This window comes from Stenotrophomonas sp. 05L414_2, from assembly GCF_056397905.1.
Window position 1 is genome coordinate 1 of sequence record NZ_JBFTOJ010000094.1, and the last position, 15793, is coordinate 15793.

Genomic DNA, 15793 nt, shown 5'->3' on the forward strand with positions numbered 1-15793 from the left:
GGCGTGAGCCGCATGGATGCGGCGACCGAGCTTACATGGACGTACTTGCAGCGTCCCCCGCAACCGGACCCACCCCGCCATCCCACAGGAAACCAGCTTCTGCTGTTGCTTCGGCCGTTGCCGTTGCCGTTGCTGTTGCCTCTGCGGGTGCAGGGCACAGCCCTGCCGATAACCCCCATTGAGCATTCCGCGCAGTGCTTTGAGCGCCGCACGCACGCGCAACACGGCACGCTGTGCGCAACGGGCCTGCCCATCACTCACCGAGAAGAACCGCCATGACCCTGCGTCATCTGCCATTGCACGCCGCCCTCCTGCTGGCCCTGTCCTCCCTGCCGCTGGCCGCGCTGGCCGAGGCCACCTCGCCCGCCCCCACCCAGCAGGTGCCGGGCGTGCATCACCAGCGCATCGGTGCGCTGCAGGTCACGGCCCTGTTCGACGGCGTGGTTGCGCTCGGCCGGCAGGAAGTGGTCGACGTGCCGCCAACGCTGGTCAGCCGCCTGCTCGAAGGCCGCTATGTGCCCGAAGACAAGAAGGGCCTGCAGACCGCGATCAACGCCTTCCTGGTGCGCCAGGGCAAGCACCTGACCCTGGTCGATGCCGGCACCGCGCAGTGCTTCGGCCCTGACCAGGGCCAGGTGCTGGGCAACCTGCGTGCGGCCGGCGTAGACCCGGCCGAGATCGATGAAGTGCTGCTGACCCATGCCCATCCCGATCATCTGTGCGGGATCCTCGATGCACAGGGCAAGCCGGCCTATCCGAATGCGACGGTGTGGCTGTCCAAGGCCGATGCCCGCTACTGGCTCGACCCGGCCAGCGAAGCCACGGCACCGCAGGGCGTGCGCTTTGCCTTCGCGCTGGCACGCAACGCGATCGCGCCGTACCAGGCCGCCGGTCGCCTGCACACCTTCCAGCCTGGCGACGCCCTGCCGGGGCAGGCGGTGGCGATGGATACCCACGGCCACACGCCGGGGCATGTGTCCTACCGATTCGACAGCCAGGGCCAGTCACTGCTGGTGTGGGGCGATGTGCTGCATTTCCATGCGGTGCAGTTCGCACACCCGGAAGCGGCATTCGAGGCCGATTCGGATCGCAAGGCGGCTACGGCCAGCCGTCGCAGCCTGTTGCAGGAAGCCACCGCCAAGGGCTGGTGGGTTGCTGGCGCGCACCTGCCCTTCCCCGGCCTGGGGCACGTGCGCAGCGAAGGCAAGGCCTATGCATGGGTACCGGCGGAATATTCGCCACTGAAATGATGTGCCGCCGGGCATGGCCCGGCGCTACCGCATCGCGGTGACGGAAAACATCAGGGTAGCGCCGGGCCATGCCCGGCGAGCGCAGCGGAGCGCCTTATTCCAGCCCCAGCCAGCCGCCGATGATGCCGCGGGCTTCATCCACGCCGGTACGGGCCGAGCCGGAGAACACCTGCACACTCACCGTATCGCCGAACGACGAATGCAGTTCCTTGCGTACCTTCTGCAGGGTCTGCATCTGCTGGCTGCGGCTGAGCTTGTCGGCCTTGGTCAGCAGCGCATGCGCCGGCAGGCCACGCTGCACGGCGTAGGCCAGCATCTGCCGGTCGTAGTCCTTCAGCGGATGACGGATGTCCATCACCACCACCAGCCCCTTCAAGGCCTCGCGGGTGCGGAAGTAGCGGTCGATGAAGGCCTGCCAGTGCGCCTGCAGGTCCAGCGGCACCTTGGCGTAGCCGTAACCGGGCAGATCGACCAGATGGGCGTCCGGGGTAACCTGGAAGAACACCAGCTGCTGGGTCCGGCCAGGCGTCTTGGAGACCCGAGCCAGGCTGTTCTGGCGGGTCAGCGCATTGAGCGCGCTGGACTTGCCGGCGTTGGAGCGACCTGCAAAGGCCACTTCAGAACCTTCATCGGGCGGCAGCTGCCCCATGTTGTGGGCAGAGAGGTGGTATTGGGCGCGTTCGATGAGCAATGACATGCGCATAGGATCGCATGTTGCGGCGCCGCGCGCCCGGCCCGGGGCCTTCCAGCGGGAAAATGCTGCACTGCTGCGTTGACCGTGCAAGGAAACGGCGTTGATAATCCGGGCGATGCCGGCCGCCGCCGCCCGGCCGGTCCATACGGAGCTTCAGCATGCGCCACGCTCGCGTTCTTGCCGTATCCGCCCTTGCTACTGCCGTTGTTGCCGCTGCTGCCTTTGCGCAGACCACGCTGACCCCGCTGCCCGACAACGGCCCGATCAAGACCGCCTCGCTCGAGGTGGATTTCAGCAAGACCACCTGGGGCGACGCCAAGGCCGGCCAGACCAAGGCCACCGCGTGTGCCGCCTGCCATGGTGCCGATGGCAATTCCACGGTGGAGATGTATCCCAGCATCGCCGGCCAGAGCGAGCGCTACGTCGCCCAGCAGATGGCCCTGATCGCCAATGGCCAGCGCAGTTCCGGCGCCGCCGTGGCGATGGTGCCCTTCGTGCAGAACCTCACCCCGCAGGACATGCGCGACATCGGCGCGTTCTTCGCCACGCAGAAGGCCAACGCCGGCATCGCCGACGACACGCCGGTGGCCGAGGGCCCGTACAAGGGCATGAAGTTCTACCAGATCGGCCAGCAGCTTTACCGCGGCGGCGATGCCCAGCGCGGGCTGCCGGCCTGCATGGCCTGTCACGGCCCCAGCGGCGCCGGCAACCCCGGCCCGGCCTACCCGCACATCGGCGGCCAGCACGCCAGCTATGTCGCCCGGCGCCTGCAGGAGTACCAGGCCGGACAGACCAACGAGACCGACAAGGCGCACTTCCAGATCATGGCCACGGTGGCGCAGAAGCTGACCGAGCAGGAGGTGCAGGCCCTTTCCAGCTACCTGCAGGGCCTGCACAACAAGGCCGACGATCTCGCCGCCGAAGGCGCTTCGACGCGACCGGCTGCCGCCCCCTGACCGCCACTGGTCGGCGCCGGTCGCCACGACGGCCCGTCGCTGCGGTATGTTTCCTTCACGCCGGCGGCTGCGCCGGCGTTGTCATTTTCAACGGAGATGCGTGTCGATGAGGTTGATTCCCCGCCTTCTGCTGTCCCTGCTGGTGCTGCTGCCGTTGGCGGCCTGCGCCGCCACCCCCGCCAACGCCCCGCTGGTCGAAGGCAAAGACTACGAGCGCATCGCCCAGCCTGGCCCGTTCCAGCCGCTGGCCGGCAAGATCGAGGTGGTCGAGGTGTTCGGCTACACCTGCCCGCACTGCGCCCATTTCGAACCGCAGCTGGCCGCCTGGGCCGCCAAGCTGCCGGCCGACGTGCGCTTCACCCCGGTCCCGGCCGCCTTCGGCGGTGCCTGGGATGCCTGGGCACTGGCCTACTACGCCGCCGACGAAGTGGGCGTGGCCAAGCGCAGCCACGCCGCTGTGTTCAAGGCCCTGCACGATGACGGCACGCTGCCGATGCAGAACGTCTCGGCCGATGAGCTCGCCAACTTCTACAAGGCCTACGGCGTGGCCCCGGAGCGCTACACGCAGGCCCTGCGCGGCGAGGCGGTACAGAAGAAGGTCGATGCCGCCCGTGCCTTCGCCCAGCGCACCCAGGTGCCTGGCACCCCGGCCATCATCATCAATGGCCAGTACCTGGTCCGTGGCAAGAGCTTCGACGACCAGCTGCGCATCGCCTCGGCGCTGATCGCCCAGGCCCGCGCCGCCCGCGGCCGCTGAACCAACACACACCATCGACACGGCGCTGTCGCCGCCGCATGTCATCATTTCCCTCTGGCCGGCGCCTGACGCCGGCCCCACCTTTCCAGATGCTGGAGACGCTTCCATGAAGACCCGTTTCGCCGCCCTCGCCCTCGCAGCGCTGCTGCCGATCCTGGCGGCCTGCAAGGCCGACGATGGCACCACCAACACCTCCGCCCCGGCAGAACCGGCAGCGACCCCGGCCAGCACCGAACCGGCCGCGCCGGCCGCAGGCGGCGAAGCCGCTGCACCGGCTGCCGAAGGTGACAAGACCGCTGCCAGCGCTGCACCTGCCCCGACCACCGCCGCGCTGACCGGCCCGGCCCCGGTGGAAGGCGCCGACTACCAGCTGATCCCGAACGGCCAGCCGTTCCAGCCGGCCGCCGGCAAGGTCGAAGTGGTCGAGATCTTCGGTTACGTCTGCCCGGCCTGCGCTGCGTTCCAGCCGCTGGTCGGCCCGTGGAAGGCTGGCCTGCCGAGCGATGTGAACTTCGTCTACGTGCCGGCCATGTTCGGCGGCACCTGGGACAACTACGCCCGTGCCTTCTACGCCGCACAGACCCTGGGCGTGCAGGAGAAGACTCACGAAGCGCTGTACTCGGCCATCCACTCGCAGAAGACCCTGAAGGGCGAGCGCGGTGCTGATTCGGTCGATGACATCGCCAAGTTCTATGGTGCCTACGGCGTGGATCCGAAGCAGTTCGCCGCCACCATGGGCAGCTTCGCGGTCAATGCCAAGACCAACTCGGCCAAGCAGTTCGCCCAGCGCAGCCAGATCAGCGGCACCCCGTCGATCATCGTCAACGGCAAGTACCTGGTGAAGGGCAAGAGCTTCCCGGACATGCTGCGCATTGCCGACCACCTGATCGCCCGCGAACGCGGTGCGGCCCAGGCTCACTGATCAAAGAGACGTTTTCCCGGCCGTGACTTCCCCCACAACACGGACCCTGCGCTTGCTGACGGCCAACATCCAGGCCGGCTCAAGTACCCGCCGCTACAGCGACTATGTGACCCGCAGCTGGTCACATGCGCTGCCGGCGGGTCGCAAGCGCAGCAGCCTTGACGCGATTGCCACTTTGGCGCGCGGTCATGACATCGTCGGCCTGCAGGAGGCCGACCCGGGCAGCCTGCGCTCGGGCTTCACCAACCAGACCCATTACCTGGCCCAACGCGCCGGCTTCAATTACTGGAGCCACCAGCCGAACCGGCGCATGGGTGGCGTCGCCTCCAGCGCCAACGGCCTGCTGAGCAAGCTGGAACCGGTGGAAGTGCAGGACCACGCCCTGCCCGGCCGTATCGGCGGGCGCGGCGTGCTGCTGGCCAAGTTCGGCGATGGCCGCGATGGCCTGGCCGTTGCGGTAGCGCATCTGTCCTTGGGCGCCGGTTCGCGGATGGCCCAGCTCGGCTTCATTGCCGAGCTGTTGTCCGACCACCCCAATGCGGTGCTGATGGGCGACTTCAACTGCCTGGCCGAACGTCCGGAAATGCAGGTGCTGTACCAGAAGACCCGGCTGCAGCCGCCCGGCTGCATCGTGCCGACCTTCCCCAGCTGGCGCCCCGACCGCGCCATCGACCACATCCTGGTCAGCAGCGGCCTGCAGACCCGCACCGTGGAAGCGGTGCCCGCTGCGTTCTCCGACCATCTTGCCTTGGCGATGGCAATCGACGTCCCGGCCGACGCCCTGCGCTGAGCCCTGCCGCTGCGCTCGCCGGGCATGGCCCGGCGCTACCGCCCCTGGTAAGGGCCCAACCTTGGTTGGAAAGCTGCCCTGGTGGTGCGGACCCCGTTGGCAGGCTGAGCTGGTGGGTGCGGACCGTTGGCAGGCTGACCTGGTGGGTGCGGACCGTTGGTCCGCACGCTCTCCGCCGGGCATGGCCCAGCGCTACCCCGCCTGCGCCACCGGCACCTTCAACCGCCGTGCGGTCATCGTGCTGCCCACCGAGGCCAGTACCGTGCAGCCGATGGCCAGCCACTGCAGGCCATGCAGGTGCTCATGCAGCAGCAGCATCGCCCACAGCGCGGCCACCGCCGGTTCCATGCTGATCAGGATGCCGAAGGTCTCCTTGGGCAGGCGCTTGAGCGCCATCATTTCCAGTGACATCGGGATCGCGCTGGACACCAGCGCCACCACCAGCCCGGCCAGCAGGATCTTCGGCTCCAGCAACGCCGCGCCGGCATGCACCACGCCCACCGGCACCACCACCAGCGACGCGGCCAGCAGCCCCAGCGACACCGAATGCCCGGCGTGCAGGTGGCCGGCGCGCTTGCCGAACACGATGTACAGGCCCCAGCACGCTGCCGCCCCCATGGCGTACAGCACGCCCACCGGGTCCAGTGCCGGGCCGCCGCCGATCGGCAGCAGCAACAGCAGCCCGACCGCCGCGCAACCCACCCACAGGAAATCGATCGGCCGCCGCGACGACAGCATCGCCACCGTCAACGGGCCGGTGAATTCGATGGCCACCGCGATGCCGAACGGGATCGTGCGCAAGGCCATGTAGAACAACAGGTTCATCAGGCCCAGGGTGAGGCCGTAGCGCAGGATGGTGACCGCATCCACGCGGCTGGTCTTCCAGCGCCATGGCCGCCAGAACAGCAGCAGCAACAACGCCGAAAAGCCCACGCGCAGCGCGCTGGTGCCCTGCGCGCCGATCAACGGAAACAGCTGCTTGGCGTAGGAGGTACCAATGGCCAGTGCGGTGACCGAGCCGAGCACCGCCAGCGCCGGCAACATCGGCGCGATTCGAGAAGTCTGCATGCCGCCAGTCTATTGCGTCGGCGGCGAGCACTTGGCTCAATTGACGGCCCGTCCGTGCAACTTCTGCTCACCATGGCCACCGCCCCCGTGCTGGACAGCTTCGACCGCGCCATCCTCGCCCTCCTGCAGCAGGACAACACCCTGCCGCAGCGGCAGATCGCCGAAGCCGTGCACCTGTCCACGCCGGCGGTGCAGCGGCGGATCAGGCGCCTGCAGGACAGCGGGGTGATCGCCGCCAACGTGGCGGTGATCGACGCTGCGAAAATCGGCCGGCCATTGACCATCATCGTCGAGGTGCGCGTGGTCAGCGAACAGCGCGAGAAGGTCGCCCCGTTCCGCCGCCGCGTGCAGGACGACCCTGCCGTGCAGCAGTGTTACTCGATCACCGGCGACGGCGATTTCCTGCTGCTGCTCTCGGCGGCATCGATGGAGGAATACGAGGCGATCACCGAGCGCTTGTTCGGCGGTGATGACAACATCGAGCGCTTCCGCACGTCGGTGGCGCTGGGCACGTTGAAGCGCGGGTTCGACGTGCCGCTGACATGACGCAGATGCCGTCGAGCCTGTCCTGCTCCTACACTGGTGACGCATGAACACCGCTTCCCCCTCCAACGCCAGACGCCTGCGCCGCTGGTTGCTGCGTGGCGCCTTCCTGCTGATCCTGGTCATCGCGGCGATGGCCTTCTGGAACAGCCCGTGGGCTGCCGCACCGAAGATGCTGTGGACACTCTCGCGCATGCCACCGGCCACGCAACTGCCGGTGCCGGTGGACGGCGTGCGGCCCCGGCAGATCGCCGATACCTTCGGCGCACCGCGCGGGCGCGACCGCACGCACGCGGGTATCGACATCTTCGGCAAGCGCGGCACGCCGGTGCGCAGCGCTACCCCCGGCGTTGTCGCCGACATCCGCGACAGCGGACTCGGTGGCCGCCAGGTCTGGGTGATCGGGCCGGGACGCGAGCGCTATTACTACGCGCACCTGGAAGACTGGGCCGATGGCCTGGCGCGCGGCCAGGTGGTGCAACCCGGCGACCTGCTCGGCCATGTTGGCGACAGCGGCAACGCCAAGGGCACGCCGCCCCATCTGCATTGGGGCATCTATGGCGCCGACGGCGCGCGGGACCCGCTGCCGCTGCTGCAACCGCAGAGCACCCGCTGACGGCAACCGAGCCGAGCCGCGAGGCCGCACGCGTTTGCTCATGATTTGTAAATRGGAATAGTTCGTATTACCATTTCTTTCGTTTCCGGTGGTGCCAGGACGGCCTGCCCGCCCTTCCCCTACCCGTAGCGCCTCGACTCCTGGATGACGGCCGAACGCGCGTGCCCGTTGCAGGAATCCGCATGATCCGTCCCGCCTTCCGTACCCCGCAGCCGCAGCGGCTGTCCGTTGCCGTGCTCGTCGCGCTCTGCGCCGTCGCACCCACCGCTTTCGCCGAAACCGCCACCGACCCGACCACCCTCGACAAGGTCGTAGTAAAGGGCGAGCGCGCCGAAGGCTATTCGGTGCGCCGTACCTCGGCCGGCACCCGCTTCGACCTGGCGCCGCGCGAGATCCCGCAGTCGGTCAGCATCATCAGCCACCAGCGCATCGAAGATCAGCAGCTGGACGACATCATCGACGTGCTGGGCAACACCACCGGCGTCACCAGCACCCAGTCCGACAGCGAGCGCACCGAGTTCTATGCGCGCGGCTTCTACATCGATGCGTACCAGTTCGATGGCCTGCCCACGCAGATGGTGCAGAACTGGAGCTACGGTGACTCCGGCCTGGACCTGGCCCTGTATGACCGCGTGGAAGTGGTGCGTGGCGCCACCGGCCTGCTCAGCGGCGCCGGCAATCCTTCCGCCTCGGTGAACCTGATCCGCAAGCACGCCGACAGCGCCGAACTGACCGGCAGCGTGTCGGTCAACGTCGGCAGCTGGGGCCGCACCCGCACCACCGTGGACGTGGGCAGCGCACTCAACGCCAGCGGCACCGTACGCGGCCGGGTGATCGGCAGCTACCTGGACACCGATGGGCAGATGGACCGCTACAACCAGCGCAAGACGCTGGGCTATGCGGTGATCGACGCCGACCTGACCCCGGATACCCAGCTCAGCGTGGGCTACGACTACCAGCAGAAGCGCGCCAACGGCGCGACCTGGGGTGGCTTCCCGATGCTGTACTCCGACGGCAGCGCGACCCCGTACGACGAATCGTTCAACGCCAGCCCGAACTGGACCTACTGGGACACCACCAGCAAGCGCGCGTTCGCCACCCTGCAGCACGCCTTCAGCAACGGCTGGAAGTTCAAGATCGGCGCAACGCATGACCAGACCAAGGCCGACGACAAGCTGTTCTACCCTGCGTACAACGATTGGACCACCGGCGCCTCGAACTTCGACAAGACCACCGGTGCAGGCATTTCGCCGTCCGCAGGCTTCTACAACACCGAGCGCAAGGTCACCGGTGTCGATGGCTATGTTGATGGTCCGTTCCAGCTGTTCGGCCGCGAGCACCAGTTCATGGCCGGGCTGAGCTACAACAAGCGCGACTACGCCAACTACGGCGACTACCAGGTCGGCGGCGCCGGCCAGAGCTGGGACCCGTTCGCCAGTTACCTGAACTGGACGGGCAACATCAGCGAGCCGAACTGGAACCCGCTGGCGCTGGCCAGCGAGGGCACCATCACCCAGAAGGCCGGCTATGCCGCCGCACGCCTGTCGCTGGCCGATCCGTTGAAGCTGATCATCGGCGCGCGCTACACCGACTGGAAGAGCGAGGGCGAAGGCGCAGATCGCGAGCACAAGGTGACCACGCCGTATGCCGGCCTCGTGTTCGACATCAACGACACCTACTCGACGTACACCAGCTACACCGAGATCTTCCAGCCGCAGACGTTGAAGGACCGCAACGGCAGCTATCTGGACCCGGTGGATGGCAAAAGCTACGAAGTGGGCGTCAAGGGCGCCTGGTTCGACAACCGTTTGAATGCCTCGCTGGCGGTGTTCCGCATCGAACAGGACAACGTCGGCCAGATCACTGGCGAGCCGGTGCCCGGCAGCCAGAACGAATTCGCCTATCGCGCCGCACGCGGCACGGTGAGCCGTGGCTTCGAGTTCGAGCTCAACGGCGAACTGGCACCGGGCTGGAACGCCACGTTCGGCGCCTCCCGTTACGTGGCCAAGGATGCCAACGATGCCGACATCAACACCAACCTGCCGCAGACCGCGCTGAAGCTGTTCACCAGCTACACCCCGCAGTCGCTGCAGGAACTGACTGTCGGCGGCGGTGCCAACTGGCAGAACCGCATCTACTACCCGGTGCCGGCCTATGGCCGCATCGAGCAGAGCGGCTACGCACTGGTCAGCGCCTTCGTGCGCTACCGCATCTCGCCGGAGTTCAGCGTGCAGGCCAACCTCAACAACCTGCTGGACAAGAAGTACCTCTCGCAGATCAATGGCTACGGTGCGTATGGCGATGGTCGCAACGGCTCGCTGACGTTTACCTGGTCGTTCTGAAGAAAACGTCGCCGGGCATGGCCCGGCGCTACCGCGGCAACAGCAGCGCCGGAATCTCTCCGGCGCTGCTGTACCCACATCAGAACCGCAGGTCCGCGCGCAGGTACCAGTAACGGCCACGCGGGATGTCGTAGGTGGAGGCGTCATAGCCGTTCAACGAACACGACAGGCAGATCGGCGGGTCCTTGTCGAACACGTTGTTCAGGCCCGCCGTCAGCTGCAGGCCCTTCRTCCAGTCGATCTTGTAGCCCACCTGCATGTCATGGAAGGTGGTGGCCGACAGCGTGTTGGTGCCGGCGGCCTGGTTGCTGCACACCGGGAACGCCACGGCGTCACCGCAGTCTTCGGTCAGTTCGGAAATGTGGCGTACCGTCCAGTTGGCGCTCCAGTTGTCCAGCGTCCAGCCGATGCTGGCGTTGCTGGTCCATTCCGGAATCGAACTGTCAGCCACTTCMACGCCGGGCTTCTGCGGCTGCCGCTGGCCGGCCGCRCCGGTGGCYTCRTARCGRCCSACRAASGTGTTCTTCCAGCCCAGCTTGAACTGGCCGATCGAGCTCTGCGGCAGGGTCCAGAACAGATCCACATCCCAGCCGTCGGTCTTGATTGAACCCAGGTTGGTCAGGCGGTTGTTGAAGCTGCTGACCGCACCGGTGCTGGCACGCGTGATGCCGTCGCAGTAGATCGGGTCCAGGGTATCCACGCACAGGTCCAGCTGTGTCTGCGCGTTGATCGCCTGGATCGCGCCATCGATGTTGTGGCGGTAGAACGTCACTTCCACGTCGAAGCGCTCCGACCACGATGCATCGTTGCCGAACCAGGGGCTCCACACGAAACCGGCACTGAAGCTGCGCGACCGCTCCGGCTCCAGCTCGCGGTTGCCGCCGGTGGTCACCGAGATCTGCGAGTTGGCCTGCTGGAAGCCGGTCGGCACGCCCAGCGATGCGCAGTTGGCCGCACTGCCACGTGGCGGTGTGCCACCCAGGCCCACCGAGCAGGGATCGAACAACTGCAGGTCAGCACGCGCAGCCGAGCCGTACAGCTCGCCGATCGACGGTGCGCGGAAGCCTTCGGCGTAGGTGGTACGCAGCACGAAGTCATCGGTCACCTGCCAGCGCAGGCCGTACTTGGGCGTGAACTCGCCACCGAAGGTCGAGTAATCCGAGTAGCGGCCAGCCAGGCTCAGGTCCAGCTTCTTGCCCAGTGCCGAGTCGGCGAAGATCGGCACGCTCAGCTCCAGGTACGCTTCGTTGACGTCGTAGGAGCCGGACGTCGGCTGCGACGGTACGCCGTTGTAGTGGCCRATCACCGTCAGCGGGTCAGGCTGGTACGAACCTTTGTACTTGCGATGTTCGAGACCGGTGGCGAAGGACACCGGGCCGGCCGGCAGGGTGAACAGATCGCTGGACAGGTTGGCGGTGAACAGGCTCAGCTCGTTCTGGCTGCGGTCGCGCACCACCGGCTGGATCCAGCGCAGCATGTCCGGGGTGATCGAACCGGCGCCACCGAAGATGTTCAGCGGTACGCAGCCCGGCGTGGCCGCGCACACCGCAGGATCGCCCAGCGCCATGTTGACGTTGTAGATGTCGTAGCTGCCGTAGTTGGTCTGCTCGGCCTTGTTCTTGCTGTACATGCCGTTGACGTCCCAGTACCAGCTGCGGTCAGCGGCCTGGAAGTTGCCGACCAGGCCGGTGGCGAAGTACGTGGTATCCACCTGCTGTTCGAATACGCGCGCGCCGCCTTCCACCGGGCGGCGGCCGATCAGGCTCATGTTGCCCGACGACACCAGGTCGAAGCCGAACGGGTTGTACGGGTTCAGTGCCGAGACGACGATGTTGTCGGCCAGCGGATTGCCGGTGGCGCCATCAGGGCCGAAGAACAGCGGCTCCGGGCCGGCCTGGTTGGTCGACTCGCGGCGGTTGCCCAGTGCCTTGACGTACCACTGCACGTTGTCGGTGATGTCGAACCGGAACTGGCCGAACAGGCCCTTACGCTCCGACGGTGTCAGCACCATGTTGTATTCGGCGAAGTTGAAGCGATCGGCGCTGGTGAAGCAGTGGTAGTCGTCGGTGCGGTTGCAGCCGGCGCTGCCGTCGTAACGCGGGCTGCTCACGCCGGTGTTGGGCACGATGTCCTGTTCGGCACCGGTGTTGGGATCGACGAAGGCGAAGCGCCCCTGCGGAATGCCGCCGCTGCCGAAGGCCAGGCCGGTGCCGGGGATCGGGAAGCGCGACTGCTCGCGGTCCTTCGCATACACCGGGTCCTGCTTGGTCCAGCTTGCCCCCAGGAACAGGCTGTAACGGTCGCCGCTCTTGCCCCAGGCCAGGTCCACGCCCTTCTGCGTGCCATCGCCCTTGCCATACTGGCCGTAGTTCATCGTCACCTGGCCGCCATCGAAATCGCGGCGGGTGATGATGTTGACCACACCGGCGATGGCATCGGAGCCGTACAGCGACGATGCGCCGTCTTCCAGCACTTCGATGCGCTCAACGATCGCCAGCGGGATGGTGTTGAGGTCGGTGGCCGAGCCCACGCCCGAGGCCGAGGATTCATTGACCCAGCGGATGCCATCGACCAGCACCAGTACACGCTTGGCACCGAGATGGCGAAGGTCCACCTGCGCCGAACCCGCGCCGACGCCGCTGCCGTCGGGTGGGAAACCGAAGTTGCCCGACGAATTGAACTTGGCATTGAGCGCCGAGCCCGAGCCGGTGAGCTGTTGCAGCACTTCACCGATCGAGGTCAGGCCGGTGCGTTCGATGTCGGCGCGGTTGAGCGTCTGGACCGGCACCTGGCCTTCCACTTCAGCGCGCTTGATGCGGGTACCTGTGACTTCGACGCGATCCAGGTCGGTGGTGGCCGATTGGGCAGCAGCCCCCAACGGGGCCAGTGCGGTCACGCACAGCGCGACGGCAACCGCCAAGGGGCGGTGATGCAGGTAATTCATTCGCTCTCTCTCCAAAGGAATGTCGGGACATGGACTGCCGCGCTCCCCCCTGCATGGCGGCAGCGTCTCCTTTGTAAACAAGCGGTAAACATCGCGGCGTGATGCCCGACACTCTTTCACGCGAATTTGACGATTCTGAAAGCAGATAACGTCATTTGCCTACGTATTCACCAGAATGCGCGTACGACAACATCGCCGTAGCGCTGGCTCATTCCCGCCGGGGTCACGGTAGCGCCGGGCCAWGCCCGGCGAAGTGTCGAAGAGGTCTCTGCCAAGCCCGGCGCGCATCGCAGGTCTGCCGCCGGGTATGACCCCGCGCTACCGGTACACGTGCGGCCTTCCCTTGGGAAGGCCGCACCCGTGATCCACTCACTGCACGAACGCGATGCGTTGCATGCCGGTGGCTTCGGCGGCGGCCAGGATCTTGGCCATGCCGTCGTACTCGGCCGACGGATCGGTGCTGATGCGCAGCTCCGGCAGGTTACCGGCATGCTCGCTGGCCTGCGCCTGCAGGCGCGACTGCAGATCACCGATGGCCATCGGCTGCCCGTCCCAGCTCAACTGACTGGACGCATCCAGGCGCAGCTCGATCGGCGGCGGCGGTTCGGGGCGATCCACCACGCGATCGGTGGCCTGCGGCAACTGCACGTTGATCGGCCGCGACAACATCGGCGCGGTCACGATGAAGATGATCAACAACACCAGCATTACATCCACCAGTGGCGTGACGTTGATGTCCGCCAGCGGGCCGCTTCTTCCTGCGCTACTGAATGCCATGTGCCGCTCCCTGCAGCAGGGCCGGTCGCCCCAGCCCAAACCTACGCCGCACAACCGCCCTCGCGGCAGTGCGGATCCCACCATCATTCAGCTGTCGTTGCCGTCTTCGGCCGTGTACACAATGCGAAACTGAATTCAGCCACTGCCCGCTATGCTGGTCGCCATGACCCGACGATCTTCGACCGCCCTGTCCCTGCTCCCGCTGGCCACCACGCTGCTGATCGGCTGCGCGAGTGCCCAGTCCCTCGATGCCCAGAACGCCCAGCTGAAGGCCGCCATCGCCGCCGCCGAACGTGGCCAGTTCGATCCCGGCCAGGCCGCCGCGCTCAGCCGCCATCCCGCGTATGGCTGGCTGGAGTTCGCCAACCTGCGGCGCAACATCGACACCGTCGATACGGCGCAGGCACAGGCCTTCCTCAAGCGCTATCAGGGCCAGGCCGTGGCCAACAGCTTCCGCAGCGCCTGGCTGCCCTCTGTCGCGCGCCGCCAGGACTGGCCGACGCTGCTGGCCAACTGGGCTCCCACCGACAACCTCGGCCTGCGCTGTGCGCAGCTGACAGCGCGCCAGGCCACCGGCAAGCTGGACCCGCAGTGGATCGGTGAAGCCCAGGATCTGTGGCGCAAGAACGGCAAGTCGTTGCCCGATGCCTGCGACGCCGTGTTCGCCGTGCTGCAGGCGCAGGGTGGCATGAGCGATGCGCTGCGCTGGGAACGCATCGATGCCGCTGCCGATGCACAGCAGCCGGCGGTGATGCGTTCGGCCGCGCGCGGCCTGCCGGCCAGTGATCTGGCCTTGGCCAACACCTACGCGGCCTTCGTCGACAAGCCCAATGCCAGCGCCCTGAACTGGCCGCGCAACGAGCGCAGCCGGCGCATCGCCACCGACGGCCTGGCCAAGCTGGCCAAGGCCGACCCGGATGCTACCGAACAGCAGCTGCCGCAGTACGCGCAGGCGCTGGGCCTGAGCGCCGAACAGCAGGGCCAGGTGCGTTACCAGATCGCCCTGTGGACGGTGGCGTCGTACCTGCCCGACTCGGCTCGCCGTTTGAATGCCGTGCCCGATGCGGCCTATGACGAGCGCCTGCACGAATGGCGCGCGCGCGAAGCGATGTCGCGCGGCGATTGGCCGGCGACGCTGGCGGCGATCCGCAAGATGGGCCCGACCCAGCGCAACGATTCGCGCTGGCGCTATTTCGAAGGCCGCATGCTGGAAAAGACCGGCCAGGCACAGCAGGCGCAGCCGCTGTTCCGCGAAGCCGCGCGCGCACCGACCTTCCATGGCTTCCTCGCTGCGGACAAGCTGCAGCAGCCCTACACGCTGTGCCCGTGGAAGCCCAACGACAGCGCGCAGGCGCAGGCTGCGGTGGCCCGCGATCCGGCCATCCAGCGGGCGATGGCGCTTTACCAGATCGACCGCGCCGGCTGGGCGGTGGCCGAATGGAACAATGCGCTGTCGCGCTTCGATGACACCCAGCGTCGCCTCGCCGTGCGCGTGGCGCAGGACAACGGTTGGTTCGACCGCGCGGTGTTCGCGCTCGGCAAGCAGCCGCAGGAGCAACGCCTGTACGACCTGCGCTTCCCGCTGCACCACGACGCCACGATCCGCCGTGAATCAGCACGCAATGCCATCGACCCGGCCTGGGTGGCCGCCGAGATCCGCGCCGAAAGCACTTTCACCCCGCGCGCGCGTTCGCCTGCCAATGCGATGGGCCTGATGCAGGTACTGCCGGCGACCGGCGCCGGCGTGGCCAGGTCCATCGGCCTGACCGGCTACGGCGGCGCTGACAGCCTGTACGACCCGGACACCAACATCGCCATCGGCACCGCGTACCTGCGGCAGTTGATGAACAAGTACGACGGCCTGCCCTACGTGACCATCGCCGCCTACAACGCGGGCCCGACGCCGACCGCACGCTGGCAGACCCAGCGCCCGGGCTTCGATCCGGACCTGTGGATCGAGACCATCAGCTACAAGGAAACGCGCGAGTATGTCGCCCGCGTGCTGGCCTTCAGCGTGATCTACGACTGGCGACTCAATGGCGACGCATTGCCGCTGAGCGACCGCCTGATGGGCCGCCTGGTGGACAAGCGCAAGGCCTTCACCTGCGCCGCCAACGCCGACCAGGGCGGCGAT

13 protein-coding genes and 1 pseudogene are annotated in these 15793 nt (G+C 67.1%); 10 read left to right on the top strand and 4 right to left on the bottom strand.

Annotated elements, in window-relative coordinates; genetic code table 11:
• Positions 1-279: pseudogene (locus AC1DJN_RS13760) on the top strand (hypothetical protein); the annotation flags it as partial.
• Entirely contained in the window at positions 276-1250 is a 975-nt protein-coding gene (locus tag AC1DJN_RS13765; RefSeq protein WP_442251457.1) for an MBL fold metallo-hydrolase, read from the top strand. The pseudogene AC1DJN_RS13760 and the gene AC1DJN_RS13765, both read left to right, overlap by 4 nt.
• A gap of 94 nt (positions 1251-1344) precedes the next feature.
• Here AC1DJN_RS13765 and yihA read toward each other — a convergent pair whose 3' ends face one another.
• Positions 1345-1947, bottom strand: a complete 603-nt coding sequence (gene yihA, locus AC1DJN_RS13770; protein ID WP_025878662.1) for a ribosome biogenesis GTP-binding protein YihA/YsxC — start codon at positions 1945-1947, stop codon at positions 1345-1347.
• A gap of 155 nt (positions 1948-2102) precedes the next feature.
• Between yihA and AC1DJN_RS13775 the strand changes: the two genes are divergently transcribed.
• The 4 genes from AC1DJN_RS13775 to AC1DJN_RS13790 all read left to right on the top strand — a co-directional run bounded on the left by AC1DJN_RS13775 (position 2103) and on the right by AC1DJN_RS13790 (position 5369).
• Positions 2103-2900, top strand: a complete 798-nt coding sequence (locus AC1DJN_RS13775; protein ID WP_025878663.1) for a c-type cytochrome — start codon at positions 2103-2105, stop codon at positions 2898-2900.
• A gap of 106 nt (positions 2901-3006) precedes the next feature.
• On the top strand, positions 3007-3657 hold the full coding sequence (locus AC1DJN_RS13780) for a thiol:disulfide interchange protein DsbA/DsbL (RefSeq protein ID WP_032975401.1): 651 nt from the start codon (positions 3007-3009) through the stop codon (positions 3655-3657).
• 106 nt (positions 3658-3763) lie between these two features.
• Positions 3764-4579 carry a thiol:disulfide interchange protein DsbA/DsbL gene (locus AC1DJN_RS13785; protein ID WP_025878665.1) on the top strand — a complete coding sequence of 272 codons (816 nt, stop codon included), beginning with the start codon at positions 3764-3766 and terminating at the stop codon, positions 4577-4579.
• A gap of 22 nt (positions 4580-4601) precedes the next feature.
• Positions 4602-5369, top strand: a complete 768-nt coding sequence (locus tag AC1DJN_RS13790) for an endonuclease/exonuclease/phosphatase family protein (protein ID WP_032952088.1) — start codon at positions 4602-4604, stop codon at positions 5367-5369.
• Between the two features lie 192 nt (positions 5370-5561).
• On the opposite strand, the gene AC1DJN_RS13795 is transcribed toward AC1DJN_RS13790, so the two are convergent.
• Entirely contained in the window at positions 5562-6437 is an 876-nt protein-coding gene (locus AC1DJN_RS13795) for an EamA family transporter (RefSeq protein ID WP_025878667.1), read from the bottom strand.
• A gap of 72 nt (positions 6438-6509) precedes the next feature.
• On the opposite strand from AC1DJN_RS13795, the gene AC1DJN_RS13800 reads away from it, so the two are divergent.
• From AC1DJN_RS13800 to fhuE, 3 genes are all read left to right on the top strand, one after another.
• On the top strand, positions 6510-6983 hold the full coding sequence (locus AC1DJN_RS13800; protein ID WP_025878668.1) for an Lrp/AsnC family transcriptional regulator: 474 nt from the start codon (positions 6510-6512) through the stop codon (positions 6981-6983).
• A 43-nt stretch (positions 6984-7026) separates the two neighbouring features.
• On the top strand, positions 7027-7596 hold the full coding sequence (locus AC1DJN_RS13805) for a M23 family metallopeptidase (RefSeq protein WP_032975400.1): 570 nt from the start codon (positions 7027-7029) through the stop codon (positions 7594-7596).
• A 182-nt stretch (positions 7597-7778) separates the two neighbouring features.
• Positions 7779-9938 carry a ferric-rhodotorulic acid/ferric-coprogen receptor FhuE gene (gene fhuE, locus AC1DJN_RS13810; protein WP_032975399.1) on the top strand — a complete coding sequence of 720 codons (2160 nt, stop codon included), beginning with the start codon at positions 7779-7781 and terminating at the stop codon, positions 9936-9938.
• A gap of 79 nt (positions 9939-10017) precedes the next feature.
• Here fhuE and AC1DJN_RS13815 read toward each other — a convergent pair whose 3' ends face one another.
• Together AC1DJN_RS13815 and AC1DJN_RS13820 are read right to left on the bottom strand one after the other, a co-directional pair.
• Positions 10018-12882: a TonB-dependent receptor plug domain-containing protein gene (locus AC1DJN_RS13815; RefSeq protein ID WP_478039327.1), complete on the bottom strand. Its 2865-nt coding sequence runs from the start codon at positions 12880-12882 to the stop codon at positions 10018-10020.
• 369 nt (positions 12883-13251) lie between these two features.
• Entirely contained in the window at positions 13252-13659 is a 408-nt protein-coding gene (locus tag AC1DJN_RS13820) for an ExbD/TolR family protein (protein WP_025878672.1), read from the bottom strand.
• Between the two features lie 151 nt (positions 13660-13810).
• Here AC1DJN_RS13820 and AC1DJN_RS13825 point away from each other — a divergent pair.
• A partial coding sequence (locus AC1DJN_RS13825) for a transglycosylase SLT domain-containing protein (RefSeq protein WP_032975397.1) occupies positions 13811-15793 on the top strand: 1983 nt, incomplete at its 3' end.

What these genes read in the sequence shown, in the direction of transcription:
- AC1DJN_RS13780 (WP_032975401.1), top strand. Translation starts at nt 3,007, where the DNA reads ATGAGGTTGATTCCCCGCCTTCTGCTGTCCCTGCTGGTGCTGCTGCCG.
- fhuE (WP_032975399.1), top strand. Translation starts at nt 7,779, where the DNA reads ATGATCCGTCCCGCCTTCCGTACCCCGCAGCCGCAGCGGCTGTCCGTT.
- yihA (WP_025878662.1), bottom strand. Translation starts at nt 1,947, where the DNA reads ATGTCATTGCTCATCGAACGCGCCCAATACCACCTCTCTGCCCACAAC.
- AC1DJN_RS13785 (WP_025878665.1), top strand. Translation starts at nt 3,764, where the DNA reads ATGAAGACCCGTTTCGCCGCCCTCGCCCTCGCAGCGCTGCTGCCGATC.
- AC1DJN_RS13800 (WP_025878668.1), top strand. Translation starts at nt 6,510, where the DNA reads ATGGCCACCGCCCCCGTGCTGGACAGCTTCGACCGCGCCATCCTCGCC.
- AC1DJN_RS13805 (WP_032975400.1), top strand. Translation starts at nt 7,027, where the DNA reads ATGAACACCGCTTCCCCCTCCAACGCCAGACGCCTGCGCCGCTGGTTG.
- AC1DJN_RS13795 (WP_025878667.1), bottom strand. Translation starts at nt 6,437, where the DNA reads ATGCAGACTTCTCGAATCGCGCCGATGTTGCCGGCGCTGGCGGTGCTC.
- AC1DJN_RS13775 (WP_025878663.1), top strand. Translation starts at nt 2,103, where the DNA reads ATGCGCCACGCTCGCGTTCTTGCCGTATCCGCCCTTGCTACTGCCGTT.
- AC1DJN_RS13820 (WP_025878672.1), bottom strand. Translation starts at nt 13,659, where the DNA reads ATGGCATTCAGTAGCGCAGGAAGAAGCGGCCCGCTGGCGGACATCAAC.
- AC1DJN_RS13765 (WP_442251457.1), top strand. Translation starts at nt 276, where the DNA reads ATGACCCTGCGTCATCTGCCATTGCACGCCGCCCTCCTGCTGGCCCTG.